The 24347-nt window shown below is 67.9% G+C and carries 21 protein-coding genes; 8 read left to right on the top strand and 13 right to left on the bottom strand.

What is annotated here, in order from left to right; genetic code table 11:
• Positions 1-56 precede the first annotated feature (56 nt).
• Together ACFFGN_RS14270 and ACFFGN_RS14265 are read right to left on the bottom strand one after the other, a co-directional pair.
• Entirely contained in the window at positions 57-737 is a 681-nt protein-coding gene (locus tag ACFFGN_RS14270; RefSeq protein WP_380047446.1) for a phosphoglycerate mutase family protein, read from the bottom strand.
• Positions 737-1672: a cobalamin biosynthesis protein gene (locus ACFFGN_RS14265; RefSeq protein ID WP_380047443.1), complete on the bottom strand. Its 936-nt coding sequence runs from the start codon at positions 1670-1672 to the stop codon at positions 737-739. Before ACFFGN_RS14265 ends, ACFFGN_RS14270 begins: the two co-directional genes overlap by 1 nt.
• Positions 1673-1775: 103 nt before the next feature.
• Between ACFFGN_RS14265 and ACFFGN_RS14260 the strand changes: the two genes are divergently transcribed.
• The 3 genes from ACFFGN_RS14260 to ACFFGN_RS14250 are packed head-to-tail and all read left to right on the top strand — an operon-like array spanning position 1776 to position 4524.
• Complete coding sequence (locus ACFFGN_RS14260; RefSeq protein ID WP_380047441.1) at positions 1776-2597, top strand: serine hydrolase; 822 nt, start codon at positions 1776-1778, stop codon at positions 2595-2597.
• Positions 2594-3661: a dipeptide epimerase gene (locus tag ACFFGN_RS14255; protein ID WP_380047439.1), complete on the top strand. Its 1068-nt coding sequence runs from the start codon at positions 2594-2596 to the stop codon at positions 3659-3661. Before ACFFGN_RS14260 ends, ACFFGN_RS14255 begins: the two co-directional genes overlap by 4 nt.
• Complete coding sequence (locus ACFFGN_RS14250) at positions 3658-4524, top strand: C40 family peptidase (protein ID WP_380047437.1); 867 nt, start codon at positions 3658-3660, stop codon at positions 4522-4524. Before ACFFGN_RS14255 ends, ACFFGN_RS14250 begins: the two co-directional genes overlap by 4 nt.
• Here the strand turns inward: ACFFGN_RS14250 and ACFFGN_RS14245 are convergent.
• Entirely contained in the window at positions 4521-6548 is a 2028-nt protein-coding gene (locus tag ACFFGN_RS14245; protein WP_380047435.1) for a beta-galactosidase, read from the bottom strand. The genes ACFFGN_RS14250 and ACFFGN_RS14245 overlap by 4 nt on opposite strands.
• 181 nt (positions 6549-6729) lie before the next feature.
• On the opposite strand from ACFFGN_RS14245, the gene ACFFGN_RS14240 reads away from it, so the two are divergent.
• From ACFFGN_RS14240 to ACFFGN_RS14225, 4 genes are read left to right on the top strand one after another with little or no spacing between them, the layout of a single operon-like run.
• Positions 6730-8052, top strand: coding sequence for an ABC transporter substrate-binding protein (locus tag ACFFGN_RS14240; protein ID WP_380047433.1), 1323 nt, complete (start codon positions 6730-6732; stop codon positions 8050-8052).
• Positions 8049-8960: a carbohydrate ABC transporter permease gene (locus tag ACFFGN_RS14235; protein WP_380047430.1), complete on the top strand. Its 912-nt coding sequence runs from the start codon at positions 8049-8051 to the stop codon at positions 8958-8960. The genes ACFFGN_RS14240 and ACFFGN_RS14235 overlap by 4 nt, the downstream gene beginning before the upstream one ends.
• Positions 8957-9856 (top strand): carbohydrate ABC transporter permease, encoded by a 900-nt coding sequence (locus ACFFGN_RS14230; protein WP_380047428.1) that lies wholly within the window; start codon positions 8957-8959, stop codon positions 9854-9856. Before ACFFGN_RS14235 ends, ACFFGN_RS14230 begins: the two co-directional genes overlap by 4 nt.
• A 22-nt stretch (positions 9857-9878) precedes the next feature.
• Positions 9879-10892: a LacI family DNA-binding transcriptional regulator gene (locus ACFFGN_RS14225; protein ID WP_380047426.1), complete on the top strand. Its 1014-nt coding sequence runs from the start codon at positions 9879-9881 to the stop codon at positions 10890-10892.
• A gap of 149 nt (positions 10893-11041) precedes the next feature.
• Here the strand turns inward: ACFFGN_RS14225 and ACFFGN_RS14220 are convergent, their stop codons facing one another.
• The 10 genes from ACFFGN_RS14220 to ACFFGN_RS14175 all read right to left on the bottom strand — a co-directional run bounded on the left by ACFFGN_RS14220 (position 11042) and on the right by ACFFGN_RS14175 (position 23673).
• Entirely contained in the window at positions 11042-12199 is a 1158-nt protein-coding gene (locus tag ACFFGN_RS14220) for a TerC family protein (protein WP_380047423.1), read from the bottom strand.
• A gap of 469 nt (positions 12200-12668) precedes the next feature.
• Entirely contained in the window at positions 12669-13025 is a 357-nt protein-coding gene (locus ACFFGN_RS14215; protein WP_380047421.1) for an MmcQ/YjbR family DNA-binding protein, read from the bottom strand.
• 238 nt (positions 13026-13263) lie between these two features.
• Positions 13264-15372 (bottom strand): excinuclease ABC subunit UvrB, encoded by a 2109-nt coding sequence (gene uvrB / locus ACFFGN_RS14210; RefSeq protein ID WP_380047419.1) that lies wholly within the window; start codon positions 15370-15372, stop codon positions 13264-13266.
• A 225-nt stretch (positions 15373-15597) separates the two neighbouring features.
• Positions 15598-16611 carry a hypothetical protein gene (locus ACFFGN_RS14205; protein WP_380047417.1) on the bottom strand — a complete coding sequence of 338 codons (1014 nt, stop codon included), beginning with the start codon at positions 16609-16611 and terminating at the stop codon, positions 15598-15600.
• A 31-nt stretch (positions 16612-16642) separates the two neighbouring features.
• Positions 16643-17689 carry a hypothetical protein gene (locus ACFFGN_RS14200; protein WP_380047415.1) on the bottom strand — a complete coding sequence of 349 codons (1047 nt, stop codon included), beginning with the start codon at positions 17687-17689 and terminating at the stop codon, positions 16643-16645.
• Positions 17686-18864, bottom strand: a complete 1179-nt coding sequence (locus ACFFGN_RS14195) for a hypothetical protein (RefSeq protein WP_380047413.1) — start codon at positions 18862-18864, stop codon at positions 17686-17688. Before ACFFGN_RS14195 ends, ACFFGN_RS14200 begins: the two co-directional genes overlap by 4 nt.
• Complete coding sequence (locus ACFFGN_RS14190) at positions 18861-20009, bottom strand: PrsW family glutamic-type intramembrane protease (RefSeq protein ID WP_380047411.1); 1149 nt, start codon at positions 20007-20009, stop codon at positions 18861-18863. Before ACFFGN_RS14190 ends, ACFFGN_RS14195 begins: the two co-directional genes overlap by 4 nt.
• A 210-nt stretch (positions 20010-20219) precedes the next feature.
• Complete coding sequence (gene coaE, locus ACFFGN_RS14185; protein WP_380047409.1) at positions 20220-20825, bottom strand: dephospho-CoA kinase; 606 nt, start codon at positions 20823-20825, stop codon at positions 20220-20222.
• Positions 20826-20907: 82 nt separating this feature from the next.
• The gene (rpsA, locus tag ACFFGN_RS14180) at positions 20908-22386 is read right to left on the bottom strand and encodes a 30S ribosomal protein S1 (protein WP_380047407.1); all 1479 of its coding nucleotides are present in this window, start codon (positions 22384-22386) and stop codon (positions 20908-20910) included.
• Between the two features lie 351 nt (positions 22387-22737).
• The gene (locus ACFFGN_RS14175) at positions 22738-23673 is read right to left on the bottom strand and encodes a phosphotransferase family protein (RefSeq protein ID WP_380047405.1); all 936 of its coding nucleotides are present in this window, start codon (positions 23671-23673) and stop codon (positions 22738-22740) included.
• A gap of 108 nt (positions 23674-23781) precedes the next feature.
• On the opposite strand from ACFFGN_RS14175, the gene ACFFGN_RS14170 reads away from it, so the two are divergent.
• Entirely contained in the window at positions 23782-24336 is a 555-nt protein-coding gene (locus ACFFGN_RS14170) for a TetR/AcrR family transcriptional regulator (protein WP_380047403.1), read from the top strand.
• The last annotated feature ends 11 nt before the right edge of the window (positions 24337-24347 follow it).

Below are 24347 nucleotides of genomic sequence, written 5' to 3'. Positions count from 1 at the left end.
GGCCTCCCAATCCGAAGTTCCCCGCGACCCTAGACGCCGGTTGGCTCATTCCGGGGTCAGAGCCAGGCGGAGCGTTCGCGTGGCGTGGGGGTGTAGTCGCACCACTGGTCGAACGGCCGATCGAGCTTGTAGCGGTAATCGGGCTGCCGGAGCAGGACCCGGGTCTCGGCGTTGTCCGGATTCGACAGGGTCTCGAAGAACCGCACGGACCACTTGAACCAGCGCATACAGAACAGCCGCATCGTCAGACCGTGCGAGACCAGCAGGATGTTCCGCGGCGCGTCCGCGCTCTCGAAGTCGCGGTGCATCGTCTCCAGGAACGTCGAGACCCGGTCGTACACGTCCGACCCGGACTCGCCATGCGTGAACCGGTAGAAGAAGTGGCCGTAGGAGTTGCGCAGTTCTTTCTGGCGGAGGATGTCGGCAGTGTCCTGGTAGTTCGCCCAGTCCTGTTCCCGCAGCCGCGGCTCCTCCCGGGCAGTCTCGACCAGGTCGTCGATGCCGAGGCCCTCCAGGGTTTGCAAAGCCCGCAGGTACGGCGAGACGTAGACGCGGACGGGCTCGTTCTCGAACAGCTCGCGCAGTTCCGCGCCGGTTTTGGCCGACTGCTGCCAGCCGTGTGGGGTGAGCGGAATGGCGTGGTCTGGCACGCGCTCGAAGATGCTTTTGTCCAGGTTGGCCTCGGACTCGCCGTGCCGCACCAGCGCGATCCGCAGCGGCCGCTTGCTCAACCCCATCAGGAGGTCCCCTTCCTACCGGTACGGAAAGACAGCACCACGGCGGTGGCCGCGGCCGCAATCGCGACGCGCCGGGCGAGGTCGGCGGTACGGCGGATGTCGGGTACGCCGGGGCGCGGGCCGTCGCCGAGCGTGCCCCGGTCCTCCACCTCGTTCCCGTAGGTGTTCGAACCGCCCAGGCGAAGCCCGAGCGCTCCGGCGAACGAGGCCTCCACCGGTCCCGCGTTCGGACTCGGATGGCCGGGCGCGTCGCGACGCCAAATCCGCCAGGCCTCGGCAGGCCTTCCCGCGACCAGCCCGGTGAGTACGGCGCACGCCCGGGCCGGCAGGTAGTTCGCCACGTCGTCCAGCCGAGCCGAGGCCCAGCCGAACTTCAGGTACTTCGCCGAGCGGTAGCCCACCATCGCGTCGAGCGTGTTGACCGCGCGATAACCGACAAGCCCCGGTACGCCGAAGGCGCCTCCCCAGAGCAGGGGTGCAACGCAAGCGTCCGAGGTGTTCTCCGCGATCGACTCGACCGTTGCCCGCGCCAGTTCCGCTGGAACCAGGTCTGTCGCGTCGCGGCTGCAGAGGTGGCTCAGGCGTTTGCGAGCGGCAGGCATGTCCCCGGCGTCTAGGTGCGACGCCATGATCTCGGCTTCCCTCTCGAGGCTGCGACCGCCTAGAACCGCCCAAGTGGCTACGCCAGTCGCAAGGGCCTGAACCACTGGATGGCGGTTGGCCAGCTTCTCGACAGCTAGACCGGCGGCAGTCGCCGTACCGACCAGCACGACCGTGTACGCCGTACCGGCCGCGCGGGAGTCGGCGTACATCCGTTGTTGCAGCGCCGCGGCGGCCTGCCCGTACCCGGCTACAGGGTGGTAGCGCTCCGGATCACCCAGAACACGATCCGCCACGAACCCCAGTACCAACCCGATCCCACGCGCTACGAACACCCGGGCAGTCTGCCAGGCCCGTGAAGGCGCAGGGTTTTCCATCGTGGGAAAACCCCGGGGATCCGGCAGGCGGAGCTGCGGCGGATATGCGAGGGTGGCGGGCATGGGAATTACGGAACTGCTCGAGGGCGTGGCCGGGACCGGGGAGTTCGGGGTCTGGCTCGGGCGGATGGACGGGACCGCGGTTTTCACCGCTGACGCGGACCGCACGCACTACTCGGCCAGCACGATGAAACTACCGGTGGCGATCGCGATGATGCGCGAGGTCGAGGCCGGGCGGCTCGACCTGGACCAGAAGATCACCGTGCACAACGACTTCCCGTCGGCGGCCGGCGGCCGGTTCGGGCTGACCGAGGCGAACGACGATTCGAAGACGGTCTGGCAGGAGATGGGCAACGAGGTCACGCTGCGCTGGGTGGCCACGAACATGATCACCGTGTCGGGCAATCTCGCCACCGATCTGGTGCTCGACCTGGTCGGCATCGACAAGGCGAACGCCGTGCTGGCCGAATTCGGCTCGGGCCGCAGTGTGATCCAGCGCGGTATCGATGACGTCCGCGCCCGCGACGCCGGTATCAACAACGTGATGAGCCCCGCCGACCTGGCCGCCGTACTGGTGGCCGTTGGCAACAACAAGGCGGCCTCGGCCGGTTCCTGCACGTACCTGCGGGACCTGCTGGCGGCCAACGAGTGGAACGACGAGATCCCCAAGCTGCTGCCCGCCGGGACCCGGGTGGAGCACAAGAACGGCTGGGATGATCGCGTTCGCCACGACGGCGGCATCGTGCGCCCGGCCGACGCGGATCCGTTTGTGCTGGCGGTGTGCACGAGCTCTTCGTTGCCCGAAGCAACGGCCCAGGCGCTGATCGCCGATATCGCCGCGGCGGCGTTTGCCCACCGGCACGACTTGGCGGCGGTTCGGTGAAGCTCACAACGCATCTCGTTTCGGCTCCGCTGCACACCCCGTTCGTGACGGCGCTGCGCACGGCGACGCACGCGGACTCGCTGCTGGTCGAGCTGTCGGCCGACGGCCTGAGCGGCTGGGGCGAGGCTCCGCAGGTTTGGAAGGTGACGGGCGAATCGCTCGCCGGCGCCCAGGCCTGTGTCGAGGGACCACTCGCCGCCGCGCTCAACGGTCTCGGACCCGACGACCTGACCGAGGCACTTCGCCGGGTGCAGGACGCGGCCGTCGGCAACTTCGGCGCGAAGGCCGCGGTCGACGTCGCGTTGCACGATCTGGCCGCGCGCCGAACCGGCCAGAGCCTGCAGGGATTCCTCGGCTCGAGCGTCACGACCGTGCGAACCGACGTGACGTTGTCCGCCGGGAACGCCGACAGCCTCGCGACGGCCGCGCAGGCCCGGATCGCGGACGGGTTCGACGTACTCAAGATCAAGGTGGGGACCGGCGACGGGCTCGCCGATTTCGAGCGGGTCCAGCGGGTGCGTACGACTGTCGGCCCTGAACCGCGCATCCGGCTCGACGCGAACCAGGGCTGGACCGCGCGTGACGCCGTCCGGGCGATCCGCGCGATGGAGGACGCGGGCCTCGACATCGAACTGGTCGAACAGCCCGTGCCCGCGGCCGATCTCGACGGCATGGCCTGGATCGTCGACCGGGTCAGTACGCCGATCCTGGCCGACGAGTCGGTCTTCGGCGTACGCGATCTGGTGGCGGTGATCCGGCATCGCGCGGCCGACCTGGTGAACGTCAAGCTCGCCAAGTGCGGCGGCCTCGGCCCGGCCCGCACGCTGCTCGAACTGGCTCGCGCCCATGGCCTCGGTACGGTCGTCGGCTCGATGATGGAAGGCCCGGTCGGAGTCGGCGCAGCTGCGGCGTTGGTGGCCGCGTATCCGACCACCGCGGTGAGCGATCTTGACGCGGCGTGGTGGCTGGCTGAACCGTCCGTCACCGGCGGCATCAGCTATGACGGCGCCGACATCCGTTTACCTTCGGCCAATGGCCTCGACGTGACAGGGTTACCGGTATGAAGCTAGCCGCCATCAAGGTCGGAGTCAGCACGGTCTGGACCTCCCCCGAAGCTCCTCGCGATCTGGACGCTCCCGCCATCGCGGCCACGCCCGACGTCGCCGCCTGGGCCGATTCGATGAACACCGAGGTCCGCCTCGGCCTGCACGGGCGAACGTTGACCCAGGCCCTGTACGCCGAGCCGGTGCTGATCCGGTCCGAGCGCGACGGCTGGTCCGAGATCATCGCGCCCTGGCAGCCCTCGTCGAGCGATCCCCTCGGCTATCCCGGCTGGATCCCGTCAAGCCATCTCGGCGAACTCCCGGCCGCGGCGTCGGACCCGGTCGCGGTCGCCGTACCGCTGACGCAGTTGATGGCCGAGCCGGGTGGATCGCCCTTGCTGGAGTTGTCGTTCGGGACCGTGCTGGCCTCGACCGAGCGCACGGACGGGTATGTCCGGGTGGCCTTGCCCGACGGCGGTTCGGGCTGGCTAGCGGATGAGGCCGTGCGAGTGGTGAGCGAACCTGCTGACGCTATGGAGCGGTTACGGCTCGGATCGCAGTTCCTCGGCCTGCAGTACTTGTGGGGCGGTACGTCGGCGTACGGGCTCGACTGCTCTGGACTGATCCACGCGGTTAACCGGGTTGTGGGCCTCAGAACGCCTCGCGACGCGCATGACCAGTGCGACGCGCTCGAACACGTCGCAGTGGACGAGGCCCAGCCGGGCGACTTGTACTTCTTCGCCCGGCCAGGCGACACCGTGCACCACGTCGGCTTCGTATCCCCCGCCGGGATGCTGCACGCCTCAGAGACCGGCAAAGTCCTTGAGGACGAAGCACTGGCCCCGGAGCGCCTTAGCACCTTGGTCGCTGCCGCCCGGCTCTAGCTCGCTCCAGCGGTTCGGATAACTCGGACGCCGCCTGGCGGGACCTTGTGCGAATCGCCGTCTTGACCGGACAACAGGTCCGTACCACCGACTGCGAGGTCGAACGGCTTGTCGCCGTGGTTGATCGCGATCTGGTAATCGACGCCCTGGCCCGATCGCCGGACCAGCTCGAGCTCCTCAGGTAGATCCGCCGGCACGTCGATGCCCGCGTCCTGGTAGGCCCGGTTGAACACGACAGCCAGGTCCTCGACGGTCAACCGGGTTGAGACGTACCAGGCCTTGCCGTCGCCCAGGGTGTTCCGCGTGATGGCGGGACCACCCGCGGCCGGGCCGTCCTCGAACACCGTCATCACCTCGGCGCCTTCCAGCGTGATCGCGTCCGCCCACACGTCCCCGGTCAGCCCCGGCTGATCGAGCTGGACCTTCTCGCCCGCCCGCAACGGCAGGAACTCCTCCACCGTCAGGCCGAGTACGTCGCGCAGCGGCGCCACGTAACCACCCGGGTGGACCGCGTCGTACTGGTCGACGATCGCGGAGAAGTACGACACCACCAGCGTGCCACCGGCCTCGACGTACCGCCGGAGGTTGTCGGCCGCCGCCTGGCTCAGCAGGTACGACGCGGGCGCCACCACCAGCCGGTACGACGTCAGGTCCGCCTCGGGATGAGCGAAATCGACCGTGACCTTGTCCCGCCACATCCGGTCGTAGCAGGCGTCGATCCGTTCGCGATGGGACACGTCCTCGCTCGGTCGCCACTCCAGGTCTTGGGCCCAGAACGACTCCCAGTCCCAAAGGATCGCCGCCTCCGCCTTCACCTCGGAGCCGGTCAGTTCCGCCAGCCGGCCGAGATCGCTGCCGAGGGCACAGACCTCCGACCAGATCCGGCTTCGCGTACCGGCGTGCGGCACCATCGCCGAGTGGAACTTCTCCGCGCCCGAGCGGGAGGCCCGCCACTGGAAGAACATGATCGCGTCCGCGCCCCGGCCGAGATGGGCCAGCGCGTTCCGGGCCATCTCCCCCGGCCGCTTGGCGACGTTGCGGGGCTGCCAGTTGACCGCCGAGGTCGAGTGCTCCATCAGCATCCACGGCCGTCCGCCCGCGATCGAGCGGGTCAGATCGGCTGACAGCGCCAGACCGACCTGGGCCCGGGTGTCCTCGGCGATCAGATAATGGTCGTTCGCGACGATGTCGACCTCGTTCGCCCACTTCCACAGGTCGACCGATGGGCAGGTACCCGCCATGAAGTTGGTGGTGATCGGCACGTCCGGGCTTTTCGCCCGGATCACGTCGCGCTCGATGATGAAGCACTCCAGCAAGGCGTTCGAGCTGAACCGGGCGAAGTCCAGCCGCTGGGCCGGATTCACCACACTCGCCGACTCCGCCGGAGCCGAGATGTGCTCCCACTCGCCGTACGCCTGGCCCCAGAACGCCGTACCCCAGGCGGCGTTGAGGGCGTCCAGGGTTCCGTACCGCTCCTGCAGCCAGATCCGGAAGGCGCGGCAGCTTTCGTCGGAGTAGCACTCGGAGACGGGCGCACCGTACTCGTTGTGCACGTGCCAGATGGCCAGCGCCGGGTGCTTGCCGTACCGCTCGGCCAGGGCGTTCGCGATCGAGGCGCTCGCCCGGCGGTACGCGGCGGAGCTCGGGTCGGCCATGCCGCGGGAGCCGAAGCCCAGCGTCATACCGTCGCGGGTGACGACCCGGGCCTCGGGATAGCGGTGGAAGAACCAGGCGGGCGGCGAGGCGGTCGGCGTACCGAGGCTGATCCGGATGCCCGCCTCGTGCAGCATCGCGAACAGGCGGTCCAGCCAGCCGAAGTCGTACTCACCCTCACGGGGCTCGAGCAACGCCCAGGAGAAGATCCCGATGCTGACCAGGTTCACCCCGGCCTCGCGCATCAGCTCGATATCGGTCGGCCAAAGCTCCTCGGGCCACTGCTCGGGGTTGTAATCGCCACCGTATTTGATCGCCGGGACCTCGCCGAACAACCGGTCCAGGTTGGGGCGGTGCGGTGTGGGGCTCAAGCTGGCTCCTCAAAGCTGTGCACGCTCACAGGGCGAACTGGCGCTCGCAACGCTAAGGAAACAGCACGAAACCCGCCGTTGACAAGTATGTGAACCGCACTGCACTGTGAACGTGCACAGTCGCCGCCCGGCCGATCCCGAATGCCTGGAGCCAGCGGCTGTCCCCTGAGGAGGAATCACGATGCGAAGCAACACGGCCCGTCGGCTCACCGCGCTCGCGGCGGCAGCGGCACTGGCGCTCACCGGGTGCTCCGGCGGCGACAGCCCCAGCGCCACGGACAGCGGCAGCAAGCCGCAGCAGCCGGTCAAGCTGAACTTCTGGACCTGGGCGCCGAACATGGACAAGGTGGTGAGCGCCTGGAACGCCCAGCACCCGGAGATCCAGGTCACCGTCAACAAGCAGGACGGCGGCGACGCGGCGGTGACGAAGCTGCTCACCGCGATCAAGGCCGGCAGCGGCGCGCCCGATCTGATGCAGGCCGAGTACCAGAAGATCCCGACCCTCGTCTCCTCCGACGCCCTCGCCGACATCGCGGGCCACGTCAGCAAGGACACCGCCGGTCACTTCCCGGAGAGCGTCTGGAAGTCCGTCACCCTGGGTGGCGACGCGGTGTACGCCATTCCGCAGGACTCCGGGCCGATGCAGTTCTACTACCGCGCGGATATCTTCAAGTCGCTCGGGCTGACCGTGCCGAAGACCTGGGACGAGTACGCCGATGTCGCGGCCAAGCTGCACAAGGCGGACCCCAAGAAGTACCTCGGCACCTTCTCGGCCAACGACCCGGGCTGGTTCGTCGGTCTGGCGCAGCAGGCCGGCGCCTCCTGGTGGGGTATCGACGGTGAAGCCTGGTCGGTCTCGGTCGACGACGAGGCCACCCTCAAGGTCGCGGACTACTGGGGCGGACTGGTCGAGTCCGGAGTCATCGCGAACAAGCCGATGTACACGCCCGAATGGAACGCGGCCCTGAACAACGGCACCCAGGTCGGCTGGCTGTCGGCCGTCTGGGCCCCGGGAGTTCTCGAAGGCAACGCGCCCGCCACCAAGGGCAAGTGGGCGATGGCGCCTATGCCGCAGTGGGACGCCTCCCAACCCGCCACGGGCAACTGGGGTGGTTCCGCGACTGCAGTAACTACGCAGTCGAAGCACCCGGCAGAAGCGGCCAAGTTCGCCGAGTGGCTCAACACCTCCCAGGACGCTGTAGCCGCTCTGGTCACGAAGAGCGCCCTCTACCCGGCGGACCAGCCTGGACAGGAGAAGGCGCTCTCCGCTCCCCCGGCCTTCTTCAGCAACCAGCCGGACTTCTACACCGTCGCGGCCGAGACCGCCAAGACGGCCCGCAGCTTCACCTTCGGCCCGAACGTGAACGTCGCCTACTCCGCCTACACCGATGAGTTCGGCAAGGCCACCGAGGCGAAGTCCCGGAGCGCGTTCACCGCCGCGGTGAAGGCGATGCAGAAGATCACCCGCGAGGACCTCCAGAAGTCCGGATTCACGGTCAAGTGAGCAAATCGCCCCGTCGCCCGCTGACGGCGTACGTTTTCCTCGCGCCGGCGATGCTGCTGTTCATCGCCTTCCTGGCGCTGCCGATCGTGTACGCGATCTACCTCAGCCTGCGAACCGTCAAGGTGAAGGGCCTCGGCCTCGGCAAGGGCGCTCGCGAGGAAGTCTGGGCCGGGCTGTCGAACTACACGCGCGCGCTGGGCGATCCGGAGCTGGCCTCGAGCCTGCTCCGGATCGGGGCCTACGGCCTGCTGGTAGTACCCGCCATGCTCGGACTGGCTCTGCTGTTCGCGTTGCTGCTCGACAGCCCGCGCACCAGCGTGAAGGGCTTCACCCGGCTGTCGATCTTCCTGCCGTACGCCGTACCCGCGGTGATTTCCTCGTTGTTGTGGGGATTCCTGTACCTGCCGTCGGTCAGCCCGTTCCACTCGCTGGCGGACAAGGCCGGCCAGGTGCTACCGAACCCGCTGTCGTCCGGGCTGATCATCTACGCGATCGCCAACATCGCGGTCTGGGGTGGCGTCGGCTTCAACATGATCGTCATCTACACCGCGCTCAAGGCGATTCCGACCGACATCTACGAGGCCGCCAAGCTGGACGGCTGCAGCGAGATCGCGATCGCCTGGCGGATCAAGGTGCCGATCGTGATGCCGTCGCTGATCATGACCTTTGTCTTCTCGCTGATCGCGACCCTGCAGGTCTTCGCCGAACCGACCACCCTGCGGCCGCTCACCAACAACATCTCCAGCACCTGGACACCGCTGATGAAGGTCTATCGCGACGCCTTCACCCGCAACGACCTGCACTCGGCCGCCGCGACCTCCGTCATCCTGGCGCTGGCGACGTTCGTGCTGTCGTTCGGATTTCTGCGGCTGGTCCAGAACCGCGCGTTCAGCCAGGAGGGCCGATGACGACCTTGGTACAGGAACCGGCCGTACGCGAGACGCCGGGTCCTGTTGCCGACCGGCGCTCCCCGGACGGCAAGCGCAGCCCGATCGGTACGACGCTGCTGTTGCTTGGCGCGGCCTACTGCCTGCTGCCGGTGTTGTGGGTGCTGATCGCGTCCACGAAGAGTGGAGCCGACCTGTTCTCCACCAACACGTTCCGGCCGTCGACCCACCTGTTCAGCAATATCGCCGAGCTGACCGCATATCGCGGTGGCCTGTTCTGGCGCTGGATGGCCAACACCGCGTTGTATGCCGGCGTGGGCGCGCTGCTCTCGACGGTCGTGTCGGCCGCCGCCGGATATGGCCTGGCGAAGTACGCCTTCGCGGGGAAGGCGGCCATCTTCAATTTGCTGCTCGCGGGTGTGCTCGTACCGGGCGTGGTGCTGGCCATTCCGCAGTACCTGATGCTGGCCGAGCTCGGATTGACCAACACCTACTGGGCCGTGCTGCTGCCGAGCATCATCAGCCCGTACGGCATCTACCTGGCCCGGATCTACGCCGCGGCCGCCGTACCGGACGACATCGTGGAGGCGGCCCGGGCCGATGGCGCCGGGGACTTCCGGATCTTCCGTTCGATGGCGGTTCCGTTGATGGCGCCGGGGCTGGTGACGGTGTTCCTGTTCCAGTTCGTGGCGATCTGGAACAACTTCCTGCTGCCGTACATCATGCTCGGCAACGACCGGCTGTTCCCGCTCACGGTCGGACTGTCCGGCCTGCTCAACCAGGGCGCCTCGCAACCCGCGCTCTACATCTCGGTGATCACCGGCTCACTGCTGTCGATCCTGCCCCTGCTGGCGTTGTTCCTCACCCTCCAGCGGTACTGGCGTGTCGATCTCGCGGCCGGCGGGGTCAAGAGTTGAGGTGGTCATAAACTCTCGGTTCGTGGCGGAGAACGGCGGGCGCAGGCGTCCGACCATCAAGGATGTGGCCGCGGTCGCGGGAGTTTCCCGCGGCACGGTCTCCCGGGTGCTGAACGGCGGCCACTGGGTCTCACCGGACGCACTCGCCGCCGTTAACGCCGCGATCCGCTCAACCGGGTACGCCGCGAACCGGCACGCCCGGAGTCTGGTGACCGGCCGGTCCAACTCGGTCGCGTTCCTGCTCACCGAACCACATCAGTTGCTGTTCGAGGACCCGAACTTCGCCGTCCTGCTTCGTGGCGCGGCCGATGCGCTCGCCAAACTCGACATGCCGCTGCTGCTGATGGTGGCGGGCACGGCCGAGGAACGAAGGCGCGTCACCGAGTACGTCACCGCCGGGCACGTGGACGGCGTACTGCTGATCTCGTCCCACCGGGACAACCAGGTCGTCGCCAGTCTGCTCCACGAGCAGGTGCCGATGGTTGCCTGCGGCACGCCACTCGGCTACGAGGGCAAGGTCGCGCACGTCGCGGCGGACGACGTCGCGGGCGCCCGCGAGATGGTCCGGCACCTGCTCGATCGCGGGCGACGGCACGTCGCGACCATCACCGGGCCACTCGACACCCCCGGCGGCGTACTGCGTCTGCAGGGCTATCGCGACGAACTCGGCGACTCGTACGACGAGGAGCTGGTCGCGCACGGGGACTACACCCGGGCGAGCGGGCAACGCGCGATGGCGGAACTGCTGGATCGCAGGCCGGACCTCGATGCCGTGTTCGTCGCGTCGGACCTGATGGCCGCCGGCGCCCTCACCACGTTGGCGGCGCGCGGTCTCGCCGTACCGGGTGATGTCGCGGTAGGCGGTTTCGACGACTCGGGTCTCGCCGCCACGGTGCAGCCGCCGCTCACCACCATGCGCCAGCCGTTGGAACGCATCAGCGCGGAGATGGTCCGCCTACTCAACGAGGTCATCAACGGCCAGCAACCCGCCGCCGTCACCTACCCCACCACCCTCATCGCCCGCTCCTCCACCTAGCGGCCTCCCTTTCCCAGGGCTCCGCGGCTTCTCGCCGCACAGTGGGCTTCCTTGCCGCACGGTGGGCACGAGAAAGCCCCGGCTCTCCCTGCTAGGTGGAGAACCGGGGCTTTCGCTGGCTAGAGCCGAACTCTAGGACCGGGCTTTGATCAGGACTTCTTTGCCGAACCCGACTTGCTGGGCTCGTCCGAGACATCTTGTACGCCGCTTCGGGCCGCGCTGTCGACCGTCGCACCGTTCGCCGTGGTGCTGCCGACCGCCGCGTTGCCGGAGTCGCCGGGCTTGGGCCCATCGCTCGGCGGCACGGATCCGGCCGCGGCCGGGTCCTCGCCGCGGGCGGCGTCGCGCCGGGACTTGCGCAGGCTGAGGATCGTCGTGATGCCCAGGGTGATGATGATGAACCCGAGCGACACCCAGATCGGCACCTCCGGCGCCCACTCCACGTGCTTGCCGCCGTTGATGAAGGGCAGCTCGTTCTCGTGCATGGCGTGCAGCACCAGCTTCACACCGATGAACGCGAGCACAACCGACAGACCGAGCGACAGGTACACCAGGCGGCGCAGCAGGTCACCCAGCAGGAAGTACAGCTGGCGAAGACCCATCAGCGCGAACACGTTGGCCGTGAAGACCAGGAACGGCTCCTGGGTCAGACCGTAGATCGCGGGAATCGAGTCGAGCGCGAACAGCAGGTCCGTCGTACCGAGCGCGATGATGACGATGGCCATCGGCGTGATCAGCCGCTTGCCGTTCTGCTTCACCGTCAGCTTGACGCCGTTGTACTCGTCGGTGGCCGGCAGGCGGCGCTTGGCGAACCGGATGACCGCGTTCTCCTGGTAGTCCTCATCGTCGTTCTCCCCCTGGCGAGCCAGATGGACCGCCGTGTAGATCAGGAAGGCGCCGAAGATGTAGAAGATCCACGAGAACTGGTTGATCGCGGCCGCGCCGAGCGCGATGAAGATGCCACGGAACACCAGCGCGAGAATGATGCCGACCAGCAGTGCGGTCTGCTGGTACTTCCTGGGCACGCCGAAGCGGCTCATGATGATCAGGAAGATGAACAGATTGTCCACGCTGAGGCTGTACTCGGTGAGCCAGCCGGCGTAGAACTCTCCGGCATACCGCCCGCCGGAGAAGTACCAAACGCCCAGACCGAAGATCAGGGCCATCGAAACGTAGAAGATGATCGCCGACGCCGATTCCTTGGTGCTCGGCTCATGCGGGCGGCGTCCGATGACAAAAACATCGAACGCGAGCACCGCGAGCAGAACGCCAACGGTGATGTACCAGACGTACGGGTGAACGTCCACAGGTCCTCCGGAGCTCAGACGAAAAGACGGACTCCGAAGGTCTCTTCCGCCTGGCGCATATGTAGCGGGCCGGGCCAGCGGCACCGGGTGAAGGGGTTGCCCTCCGACCGTGATGACGATACCGCTGCGAAGGAATACTCCCCTTCAACGACCCCCATTCTGATGGCTGACACCCAGTTGTTCCAAATCCGGGACACCCGTTCTACCTGTTGGGATGCTCACGCAACACTCGGGAATACCACAGCGCACGACAGTTGCCCCCGCCCCCAGTCCCCTGCAGCCGGCCTGAACCGAGGAGCCGAGGCCGACGCACACGCGACCAGTCCGGAGCAGCCACCAGACCGGCCACCGGCCCGGCCAACCGGACCAACGACGCCACAGCCGGCCCTCCCCGACAGCCCGACGGACCAACGTGGAGGTTGCTGGCCACGCGCCGAGCGGCCGATCGGGGCGTCGGCGAGTTGGGTAGTCAGTCGTTGGCGAGGGGGCGGCGGGACTTGGGGAGTTTCGCGACGATCGTGTCGTACGAGGCGTCGACCAGTTCCAGGATCTCGTCATCCGGCACGCTGCCGCCGAGTTTCACGGTGTTCCAGCCGGAGCGGCCGATATACGCCATCACGGAGACGTCTTCGGGGTAGGCCGCGATCAGCTCGTCGGCCTCCTCACGGTTCCGGCCGCACTTGATGCCGACGGAATCACCACCGCCGAGGAACGCGAAGATCTTGTCGCTCACCTTCGCCACGACGTCGCCCTCCCACGGCTCGTCCTGCCACGCCCCCGGCTTGGCCAGGCAATGCTCAAGCAGTTCTTTCCCGCTCAGCCTCATCCATCCTCCATCCACGCCCGACCCCCAGTGCACCAGACCACCGGCCGCATTGGCCACCACCGCATTGGCCACCACCGCAGCCGAACGACCGCTCCGACCGACCCCGTCGAGTCCCAGAGCCGAGGCCCGTTTGGCCACCCGCCCGGGAGACCCGCCCGATGGACAACCCGCCCGATGGGCCAGCTCTGCCAGAGGCCACCCGCCGAGTGGATTGATGGCCGACTCGGCGGGTGGGCGATTATTTGGCGCCGGCTTGGACCATTTGGCGGAGTTCCTTTTTGAGTTCGGAGATCTCGTCGCGGTAGCGGGCGGCGACCTCGAACTGGAGTTCGGCGGCGGCGTTGTGCATCTGGTCGGTCAGTTGCTGGATGAGGTCGGCCAGATCGGACGACGGCATGCCGCCGGCCAGTTCGCGGGCCTTCTCCCCTGGTTTCGTCTTGGCCAGCGCGCCTGGCACCGGTGCCTTGCCCCGGCTCTGGGACCGCCCGTTGCCGAGCAGTTCGGCCGTGTCGGCATCTTCGCGGGCGAGCATGTCGGTGATGTCGGCGATCTTCTTGCGCAGCGGCTGCGGGTCGACGCCGTGGGCCTTGTTGTACGCGACCTGCTTCTCGCGGCGGCGGTTCGTCTCCTCGATCGCCATTTCCATCGAGGGCGTGATCTTGTCCGCATACATGAAGACGGCGCCGGAGACGTTTCGGGCCGCACGGCCGATCGTCTGGATCAGCGATCGCCCGCTGCGCAGGAAGCCCTCCTTGTCGGCGTCCAGGATCGCCACCAACGAGACCTCGGGCAGGTCGAGACCTTCCCGGAGCAGGTTGATGCCGACGAGTACGTCGTACTCCCCCATGCGTAGTTCGCGCAGCAGTTCGACCCGGCGCAGGGTGTCGACCTCGCTGTGCAGATAGCGCGTACGGATGCCCATCTCGAGCAGGTAGTCCGTCAGGTCCTCGGACATCTTCTTCGTCAGCGTGGTCACCAGGACGCGCTCGTTGCGCTCGGTGCGGATCCGGATCTCGTGGATCAGGTCGTCGATCTGGCCCTTGGTCGGCTTCACGATGACCTCGGGGTCGATCAGGCCGGTCGGGCGGATGATCTGCTCGACGAAGCCGTCGGACTTGTCCTGCTCGTACTGCCCCGGGGTGGCGGAGAGGTAGACCGTCTGGCCGATCCGCTCCAGGAACTCCTCCCAGCGCAGCGGCCGGTTGTCCATCGCGGAGGGCAGGCGGAAACCGTGCTCCACGAGCGTGCGCTTACGGGACATGTCGCCCTCGTACATGCCGCCGATCTGCGGCACGGTGACGTGCGACTCGTCGATGACCAGCAGGAAGTCCTCGGGGAAGTAGTCCAGCAGGCAGTGTGGTGCCGTGCCGGGCTCGCGGCCGTCGGTATGGCGGGAGTAGTTCTCGATACCCGAGCAGGTGCCGATCTGGCGCATCATCTCGATGTCGTACGTCGTGCGCATCCGGAGGCGCTGGGCCTCCAACAGTTGGCCGCCACGCTCGAGTTCCGCGAGGCGCTCGGCCAGCTCGGCCTCGATCCCGGCGATCGCCCGCTCCATCTTCTCCGGAGCGGTGACGTAATGGGTGGCGGCGCCGATGTAGAGCTCTTCTTCTTCGCTGAGCACCTCGCCGGTGAGCGGGTGCAGCGTCATCACGCGCTCGATCTCGTCGCCGAAGAACTCCACCCGAACGGCGAGCTCCTGGTACACCGGGAAGACCTCAAGCGTGTCGCCCCGGACCCGGAACGTGCCGCGCGTGCCCGCGAGGTCGTTTCGCGCATACTGCACGCCGACGAGTTTGCGGAGCAGGCCGTCGCGATCCATCTCGTCGCCGACCTTCACGTGGATCATGCGGTTCAGGTACTCATCGGCGGAGCCAAGACCGTAGATACACGAGACGGTGGCGACCACGATCACGTCGCGCCGGGTCAGCAGCGACCAGGTGGCCGAGTGCCGGAGCCGCTCGACCTCCTCGTTGATCGAGCTGTCCTTCTCGATATAGGTATCCGTCTGCGGCACGTAGGCCTCAGGCTGGTAGTAGTCGTAGTACGACACGAAGTACTCGACGGCATTCTTGGGGAAGAAGTGGCGCAGCTCGTTCGCGAACTGGGCGGCGAGCGTTTTGTTCGGCTGCAGAATCAGCATCGGCCGCTGGATCCGCTCGGCCAGCCACGCCATCGTCGCGGTCTTACCCGTACCCGTGGCGCCGAGCAGGACGACATCCTGCTCGCCGGCGTTGATCCGGCGCTCGAGCTCGGCGATCGCGGCCGGCTGGTCACCTGCCGGCTCGAAGTCTGACACCACTTTCAGCGGCGCGACCATACGCTGGAGATCCGTCACCTGTCTCATGGCATCCACCGTACGGCCCGCCGCCGACATTTTTCCCGTCCGGCCGTCAGCACCCTCCCGATGCGATGGCCGAACGACCTCAGCCTGGGTCCGCGACGGGCCAATTCGAAGGCCCAGCGACGGCCCAGCGACGGCCCAGCGACGGCTCAGCGACGGCTCAGATCGGCCCAGACATGACCCTGGCCAGGCCCGGAAACCGGGCCTGGCCAGGGGATGGATCAGAACTCAGAACGACTTGAGCATCGAGTTGATCATGGCCTGGACCTGCGGGTAGGTCTTCTTCCAGATGTTTCCACCCAGGGCCGAGTCGGTCGCGGTGGTCAGGCCGTTCTTGTCCTCGAAGGCCTGCACGAAGCCCGCGAAGACGATCTTCTTACCGGCCTTGTTCTTCACCACGGCCGAGTAGTTGATCGCGTAGCACTTGCGCAGCGCCTCGTTCGGGCACTTCATCACCCGGCCGGACCGGATCACAACGTGCTCGAGGTTGTTCGACTCGATGTCGACCAGGCGGTGCGCGAACTCCTTCGCGCCCATCAGCTTGGTCTGCCGCGCCCAGAACCAGCCGTCGATGAAGCCGCCGCCACCCGGCGAGGGCAGCAGGTAGCTCGCGCCGGACCGCTTGACCGAATCCTTGACCCAGCCCTTGGTCGGCGTGAACCAGACGCCGTTGCCGATCTCCACGCCGACGTCGTACGGGCCCTTCGTCGGGGTGGTCTCGGTCGGGCTCGGCACGCTGGTCGGGAACGTGTTCGTCAGCGTCGGCTCACTCGTCGGCTGCGTGGCCGGTGGCGCGTCGTCGTCGCCACCGTTGACCAGCAGCACCACGCCCAGGATCACCAGCAGTACGGCGAGCGCGCCGCCGCCGATGGCGATCAACTGGTTCCGCCCGAGGCCCTTGTTCTTGCGCTCGAACTGGTGTCCCGGCGGGAAGCCGAACGGCCCCATCGGCGCCGGCGGCCCACCCGGCCCCATCGGTCCACCAGGCCCACCGGGTCCACCTGGCCCACCCGGACCGGCAGGACCACCTGGACCGGCGGGAGCGCCCGGACCGGGGCCGTAGCCGGGCTGAGCGCCATACCCGGGTTGACCGCCGTACGGCGGTTGCTGGGGCTGCTGGGGTCCGCTGTAGCCCGGCGGGGGTTGCTGGCCGTACGGCGGCTGGCCCTGGCCTTGCCACTGGCCACCCTGTCCGGCCGGTCCCTGCGGCCCCTGCCCCGGCGGCCCGTACTGCTGACTCATGAGTGTCCTTCGCGTTCGGATCCTGCTGGTTCTACATGCTGTCGATGACGGACTTCTTCATGATCTGCGCGTCGGCCGTCGCCTTGGCCGCGAAGTCGTCGCGCGACTGGAAGTCGATCGCGGTGACCACACCGTCCTTGCGGCGGTAGGCCTCCACAAAGCCCTGCAGCTTCACGCCCTTCTTCGTCCCGGTGTAGGTGATCGCGACACACTCCACCAAGACGTCGCGCGGGCACGGCAGGTTCCGCTGCAGTTCCCCGAGCTGGGCCACCATCAGCCCGGTCTCGCCCTCGACCACGCGCAGCAGGTAGGTCTCGGCCGTCATGTCCCGCCGCTGCCGGACCCAGAAGAAGGCCCGCGCCTTGCCGTTCGGATCGGGCGCGATCACCTCCTTGCCCTGCTTCTCGGCGGTGTACTCGGTCCAGCCGTCTGCCGGGACCAGCGTGACGCCGAAACCGACCTTGAGCGCGTTCGGCGGCGGCGTGTACGTCGGACCGGGCGGCGTACTCACCGTGGTCGGGGCCGGCGTGGGCGAGTTCGTCGGGTCCGCGGCGGGCTTGTCGTCGCTACCCAGGAACACGACCAGACCGACGCCGATCAGCGCCAGTACGACAACGGCCGCCACCACCGGAATCAGAAAAGGCGGCAGCTTGCGCTTGGGCTCGGGCGCCGGCCGCCGCAACGACGGCGGGCTGATCTGCGCGCCCCAACCAGTCGGCTCCCCCGGCAGGTTGGCGCCCGGCGGCGGGTTGGCGCCCGGCGGCGGGCCACCCAACGGGCTGGGCCCGTTCAGCGGACCGCCCGGCCCGGGACCAGGAGCGGAACCGGGCATGCCAGACGAAGGCTGATCGCCCCAGGTGTCGGGGCTGGAGCCGGCCGTTCCGCCACTGGCCTGACGGCCGCCGGGCGTACCCGGTGCGGCGTTACCGGACCAGGTCTGGCTGCCGGGTGGCGGCGCGACCGGGTGGTTCCACGGCGAGGGCGGCAGGTCAGGCTCCGGCTCGGGGGTCTCCCCCGCGCCGGAGTCCTTCTTCACCCAGGGGTTCTCCCCCGGCCCTTGACCGCGCTTGGAACTCATTGGCTTTGAACGACCGACGACATCATGCCCTTGAGTTCCAACTTCGCCACCTCCGCGGCGCTGCGCACTGAGAAGAACCGGACCAGCGTCAGCACACCATCGCTGCGCTGCACTACGCCGATGTAGCCAACCAGCTTCACAGTACCGTTCTGCCCGGCGAGCTCCCCGGTCCACGTGACCGACTCGACCTTCGTCACCTTGGTCTTGCGACCGGCGGGCGGGGTGTCGGTCTTGGTCGGCGTGTTCTCGAAACGGGTCATGCCCTTCTTCTCGACCGAGATCACCTGGGCCAGCAGCGCGGTGGCGTCGGACGCCGTGCCCTTGCCGGTCTGCACCCAGAACGCGCCCTGCCCGTGCTTTTGCAGGTAGACGCCCTTCGCGCCTTTGGGCGTGGTCCGGACGTAACCCGGCATCGGACGCACGAACACACCGTTGCCCGCGTCGATCCCGATGTCCTTGCCGTCCGGCCCGTCGGTCGGGTCGGCGGTCGGATCCGCCGTCGGGTCCGCGGTGGGCTCGGTCGTCGGCTCGGCGCTCGGGTCGGCGCTCGGGTCAGTACTCGGGTCCGCGGACGGGTCGCTGGTCGGGGCATCCGTCGGCTCGGTGATCACCGGACCGGGCCCGGCCTCGATGTCGTCGCCACCGTTCAGCGTCAACGCCAGCACGATGCCGATGATCGCGACCACGACGAAGCCGCCGATCGCGAGTACCAGCAGCTGCGCGTTGCTCTTGCGAGGCGCGGCGGGACCGCCCGGCCCCCAGCCAGCGGGGCCACCCTGGCCGCCCTGGTTCCAGGGGCCTTGCGGCGGATAGCCCGGCTGACCGGCAGGACCAGGCTGGCCGCCGTACTGCTGGCCAGGAGGTCCGTACGGCGGTTGGCCTGGTCCGGGCTGTCCACCCGGTCCGTAAGGCCCGGGCTGACCTTGGCCTGGTTGACCGCCGTATGGCGGCTGGGCCGGGGGCTGTTGGCCGTAACCCGGCGGAGGCCCTTGCGGCGGTACACCCTGCGCAGGAGGCCCATAGCCGGGAGGCGGCTGCTGGCCCGGCGGAGGCTGATACCCAGGAGGCGGCTGCTGACCACCCGGACCGCCCTGACCGGGATAACCCGGCTGACCCGGGCCGCCGTAGCCGGGCTGACCGCCAGGGCCGTACGGCGGGTTCTGGTTGTCGGTCATGCCTGAGGCTCCTCTGCGGGGGTCGAGGCGTCCGTACCGGTTGTTCCCGCTGCTACGGGCGTTGCCGCGCCCCGGGCGCCCTTGGGCGTGGACCGGACCGAACTGCCGCAAGCGGAGCAGAAGTCGGAATGCGTGATCAGAGGCATCTCACACCGACCACAGAAGGCCAGAGCGCCCGACGAGTGGTTCGTACCGCCACGAGCGGCCGACTCCAGCGCAGCCTCGAGCAGACCCTTGTGAAGCACCGTACGGACCCGGATGACCAGGACGCCCAGAATGAGCAGACCCCAGATAACCCCGAGCACAGCCCCGACAAGCGAGCCCGGGCCTCCGACGAACGACAGCAGGTAGATCCCGCCCCAGAAGGCCACGTTGGCGCCGACGGCCTGCAGCAGGCCGACGAAGTACCGCGGGGTGAAACCGTCATATCCCTCGCCCAGACCGGAGAACTCGGCTGCCGCGAGACCGGACGCCGTACCGTAGATGAGCGGCTTCACGAAGCCCTGCAGCACCACGATGCTGATCCAGACCCCGGCGCCCGCGCCCGGACCGGCGAAGCCGCCGCTGATCCAGGCCCAGTGCAGTACCAGCGTCTCGAAGCAGGCGAAGCCGACACCAGCGACGACACCGAAGGTGAGACCGTCCATCAGGTCGTCGTACTTGGGCCGCGAAGCCAGGTAGACCGGGCCGAGCTGGCGAATCGCCTCGGAGACGATCGGAACCAGCAGGGCCATCACCAGCAGGTCGCGGAGCCTCGGCCCGGCCCCGATCTCACCGATGCCCTCGACCGCTAGGCCGAGGTTGCCGCGCCACAACCAGGTGAAGATGGCCGCCAGTACGCCGGTGGCCACGAACGCCGCAGCCACGACCGGGATCGGCTCGTCCTCCCAGAGGTTCACGTCGTACAAGTAGAGGATGTAGACGATCGGAAGTGCGAAAGCCGCGACCATGATGGCCACCGGCAACGCCCCGAGGGCGGCGGTGATCACCGTGATGCCGAGTGCGATGCCGAGCGCGATGCGATACGTCTGCGGGCGCTGGCCGGCTCCCTGCGGCATGATCGTCGAAACCAGCCGGAACGACGCGACGGGCTCGTCCGGCCTGGCGGCATAGGCCTTCTTGCGCTCGGAGTCCCCGGCTTGCACGTCGTTGCCACAGTGGTGGCAGAAATGCGATACGTCGGGAACGTCAGAGCTACAGCGCGGACAGTCCACGCCATCCTCCAAACGTCTAAGTCTTCAGGTCCGTGGCACGGCCACGGTGAGGGCAGCGACGCTCCGGGCGATCCGCCCGGCTACGCCACGGGACAGGCTCTCATCCCGGACGGGCTCAACCCATCATTTCCCCCGTGGGGGTCACCCTTTCGTGATCTGGCCGGTGCTCAACCGGGCCCAGAGATCATCGATCCGCGCGTCCAGTTCGGCCAGTGAGCCGTCGTTCGGCACCACCACGTCGGCGACCGCCAGGCGCTGTTCGCGCGTTGCCTGGCTGGTGATCCGGGCCCGGGCCTCGTCCGCGCTCATGCCCCGGTTGGCGACCAGGCGGGTCAGCTGCACCTCGGGCGGTACGTCGACCACCAGCACCAGGTCGAACCGGCCGGCCTGGCCGGTCTCCACCAGCAGCGGGATGTCGTGCACGATCACCGCCTCCGGATCCGCGGCGGCCTCGATCTCGGCCGCGCGGACCCGTACGCGCGGATGAATGATCGCCTCCAGCCGGCGCCGGGCGGTCTCGTCACCGAAGATCACCTTGCCCAGCGCGGGCCGATCGAGCGCGCCATCCGCGGTCAGGATGTTGTTGCCGAAGGCCTCGATCACCTCCGCGAGGCCGTCCGTGCCGGGCGCGACCACCTCGCGAGCAAGCAGGTCCGCGTCGATCACCACGGCGCCGCGCGCGGCCAGGCGCGCGCTCACCTCGCTCTTACCCGATCCGATTCCACCGGTCAGCCCGACTCTCAGCATGGGTATGACCCTAAACATGCGGAACCCCCGCGCCCTCGAAGGGGTGCGGGGGTTCCGGAGTCACTGCGACACCAAGGCTGGATCAGCCCTGGCCGGTCAGCTTCTCACGCAGGGCCTGCAGGGCCTCGTCCGAAGCGAGCGCGCCCTCAACGGGAGCGTCGTCCTTCGGCGCGGCGGCCGAGGAGTAGGTCGAAGCCTCGCCGGCCTCGACGTCCGCCGTCTTGGCGTCCTCGATCTGCTTCTTGTGAGCTTCCCAGCGCGTGTGGGCCTCGGCGTACTGCCGCTCCCACTCTTCACGCTGCGCGTCGAAGCCCTCGAGCCACTCGCCCGTCTCGGGGTCGAACCCGTCCGGGTAGATGTAGTTGCCTTCCTTGTCGTACGTCGCCGCCATGCCGTAAAGCGTGGGGTCGAAGTCGTCCGACACGGGGTCAACACCCTCGTTGGCCTGCTTCAGCGACAGCGAGATCCGGCGACGCTCGAGGTCGATGTCGATGATCTTGACCATCACATCGTCGTTCACCTGAACGACCTGCTCCGGGATCTCGACGTGACGCTCGGCCAGCTCGGAGATGTGCACCAGACCCTCGATGCCCTCCTCCACGCGCACGAACGCACCGAACGGAACCAGCTTGGTGACCTTGCCGGGCACGATCTGGCCCATCTGGTGGGTCCGGGCGAACTGCTGCCACGGGTCCTCCTGGGTCGCCTTCAGCGACAGCGAGACGCGCTCGCGGTCCATGTCGACGTCCAGCACCTCGACCGTGACCTCCTGGCCGACCTCGACGACCTCGGTCGGGTGGTCGATGTGCTTCCAGGAGAGCTCGGAGACGTGCACCAGACCGTCGACGCCGCCGAGGTCCACGAACGCACCGAAGTTGACGATCGAGGAGACGACACCCTTGCGGATCTGGCCCTTCTGCAGCTGGGTCAGGAAGTTCATCCGGACCTCGGACTGCGTCTGCTCCAGCCACGCACGACGCGACAGGACCACGTTGTTGCGGTTCTTGTCGAGCTCGATGATCTTGGCCTCGATCTCCTGGCCGACATACGGCTGGAGGTCGCGGACACGACGCATCTCGACGAGCGAGGCCGGCAGGAAGCCGCGGAGGCCGATGTCCAGGATGAGACCACCCTTGACGACCTCGATGACGGTGCCGGTGACGACGCCGTCCTCTTCCTTGATCTTCTCGATCGTGCCCCAGGCCTTCTCGTACTGGGCGCGCTTCTTCGAAAGGATCAGGCGGCCTTCTTTGTCCTCCTTCTGGAGAACCAGGGCCTCGACGTGGTCGCCGACCTTGACGACCTCGTTCGGGTCGACGTCGTGCTTGATCGACAGCTCACGCGAAGGGATGACGCCCTCGGTCTTGTAACCGATGTCGAGGAGAACCTCGTCCCGGTCGACCTTGACGATGGTCCCCTCAACGATGTCGCCGTCGTTGAAGTACTTGATGGTCAGATCGATCGCCGCGAGGAAGTCTTCCTCCGACCCGATGTCATTGACCGCTACCTGCGGGGTGATGCGAACTGCGGGGTCGAGAGGTGCCTCGATGCTGGCCGTCATGTGGTGAATTGCTCCGTGGGTGGGTGATGTCGTCCGGGTGCGCTCAGGCCGTTTGATCGCGCCGCCGAAGGATTGTCTAGGAAGACCTTGGATTCACCACCGACCACTGCGAGCACGAGCCTGCTCCGTCCGAGGTCGCGCGGGCCCGTAGCGCATCTCACAGAATACGTGGATGAGTGAGGGCACGGCAACCCGGGGTGCCCGGTGAGAAACCGGCCACCCGTCGAGACAACCCGACGCCGCCCAGAAGCACTGCTGACAATGTACGACCCCGGGGCCCGCGCGGCATCACAACATCATGAAGATCCAAACCCTGATCCCGCCTGACCGACGCCCCGAGAGGTCTAACCGTCACGCCGGGTCGAGGTCGGGGCGGCCGGCGGCCAGCTCGCCGGATTCGGCCATTTGGGCGAGCAGGTCGCGCGCGGCGGCGGCGACCGGGTTCTGCGCGGCCCGGCCGGCGAGCTCGATCAGCGCCCACAAGTCCGCCTCCCGCGCCCGCCTCTGCAACGGCTCGGCCAGCGCCGGGGCGCGTCGCCGTACGACGTCCAGTACGGCGCCCGCCAGCACCGGGTCGTCGCAAAAGCGCAGGAGATTACCGAGATCCGTGTACGGCGAACCGCTGTGGGCGAACTCCCAGTCCACCAGGCCGGTGATGATGGCGGTCTCGGGATCGACCAGCAGGTTCTTCGGATTGAAGTCGCTGTGCACCAGGCAGAACCGCTCAGGCGGTAACTCCACCTGGTCATCAACCTCGTCGAGCACCACCTGGTCGTCGACCTCAGCGAGCACCACCGTCAACTTGGCGCCGCGAACCGGATCGAGCGCGATGGCCGCCGCGTGCTTTCGGTACCAGTCGACCAATCCCCCCTCGCCGAGGTCGAACTCTCGCGGTATCAGGTCGTCGCCCTCGAACATGCCACCGCGCAGGAACGGCATGCCGCTCAGCCGGGCCAGCAACTCCCCCAGCTGTTCGCCGATACGACGGCGCTGGTCCTCGGCCGCGGTGGGCAGATAGGTCTCGAGATTCACGCCCGGCAGTCGCTCGCAGAGCACATACGGCGGATCCTCGACCGAGCCGACCAGCTTCGCGTCGAGCACACGCGGCACCGGCAGGATGCCCCGGACGAGCCGCATCAGGGCGACATCCACGCTCACCCGATTCGGATCGCGCAGATACAACCGCAGTACGGCGTCCTCACCCGCGGCGCTCACGGTATACGTCTCTCCGCCGTATCCACCCGTCATCGGTACGGCGCTCGCGGCGATCGACTCCCAGCCATCCATGCCCGCGAGTCTCCCATCGGCCACCGACGGTTTCGTTTCGCTACTTACGTATCGTATTGCGCTCGCGTATTTTCGATACTGGCGTAGCGTTATAACGAGGAGGTGGCCATGCCGACCAGAGGACGACCACGCGATCCCGAGGCGGAGGCCCGCATCCTGACCACCGCCGCGGCGGAGATCCGCCTCCGGGGGTACGACGGCCTCTCGGTCGAGCGCGTCGCGGCCCAGGCAGGTGTCGCCAAGACCACGCTCTACCGGCGCTGGCCGACCAAGGCCCAGCTGGTCATCGCGCTGATCACCCGAATGCGCTCGGACGTGCCGTTCGAGCCGACCGGGGATGCCCGGCGCGATCTCACCGATCTCGTCGCGTCGATCGCGGCGAGCCTCGCGGGCACTTCCGCCGCGCTGATCGCCGATCTGGCCGCGGCCGCCGCGCGCGACCCGGCGGTGGGCGAGAGCGTGCACGCCCTCTGGGCCGAGCGGCATCGCCTCGTCACCGAGGTCGTCGCGACCGCCCAGGAGGCCGGGGTGATCCACTCGCGCGTTCCGGCCGCCGTACTGGTCGATCAGCTCGTCGGACCGCTCTACTACCGCCTGCTGGTCACGGGTGAGCCCGTCACCGAGGCGTATGCCCGCACTTTGACCCAATCCGTGCTCAGCTGAATGGAACCGCC

This window comes from Kribbella deserti (assembly GCF_042434725.1).
In the GTDB taxonomy this organism is placed as follows: Bacteria; Actinomycetota; Actinomycetes; order Propionibacteriales; family Kribbellaceae; genus Kribbella; species Kribbella deserti.
Note: the sequence above shows the minus strand (reverse complement) of the source record. Positions and strands in the feature narration are given on the sequence as shown.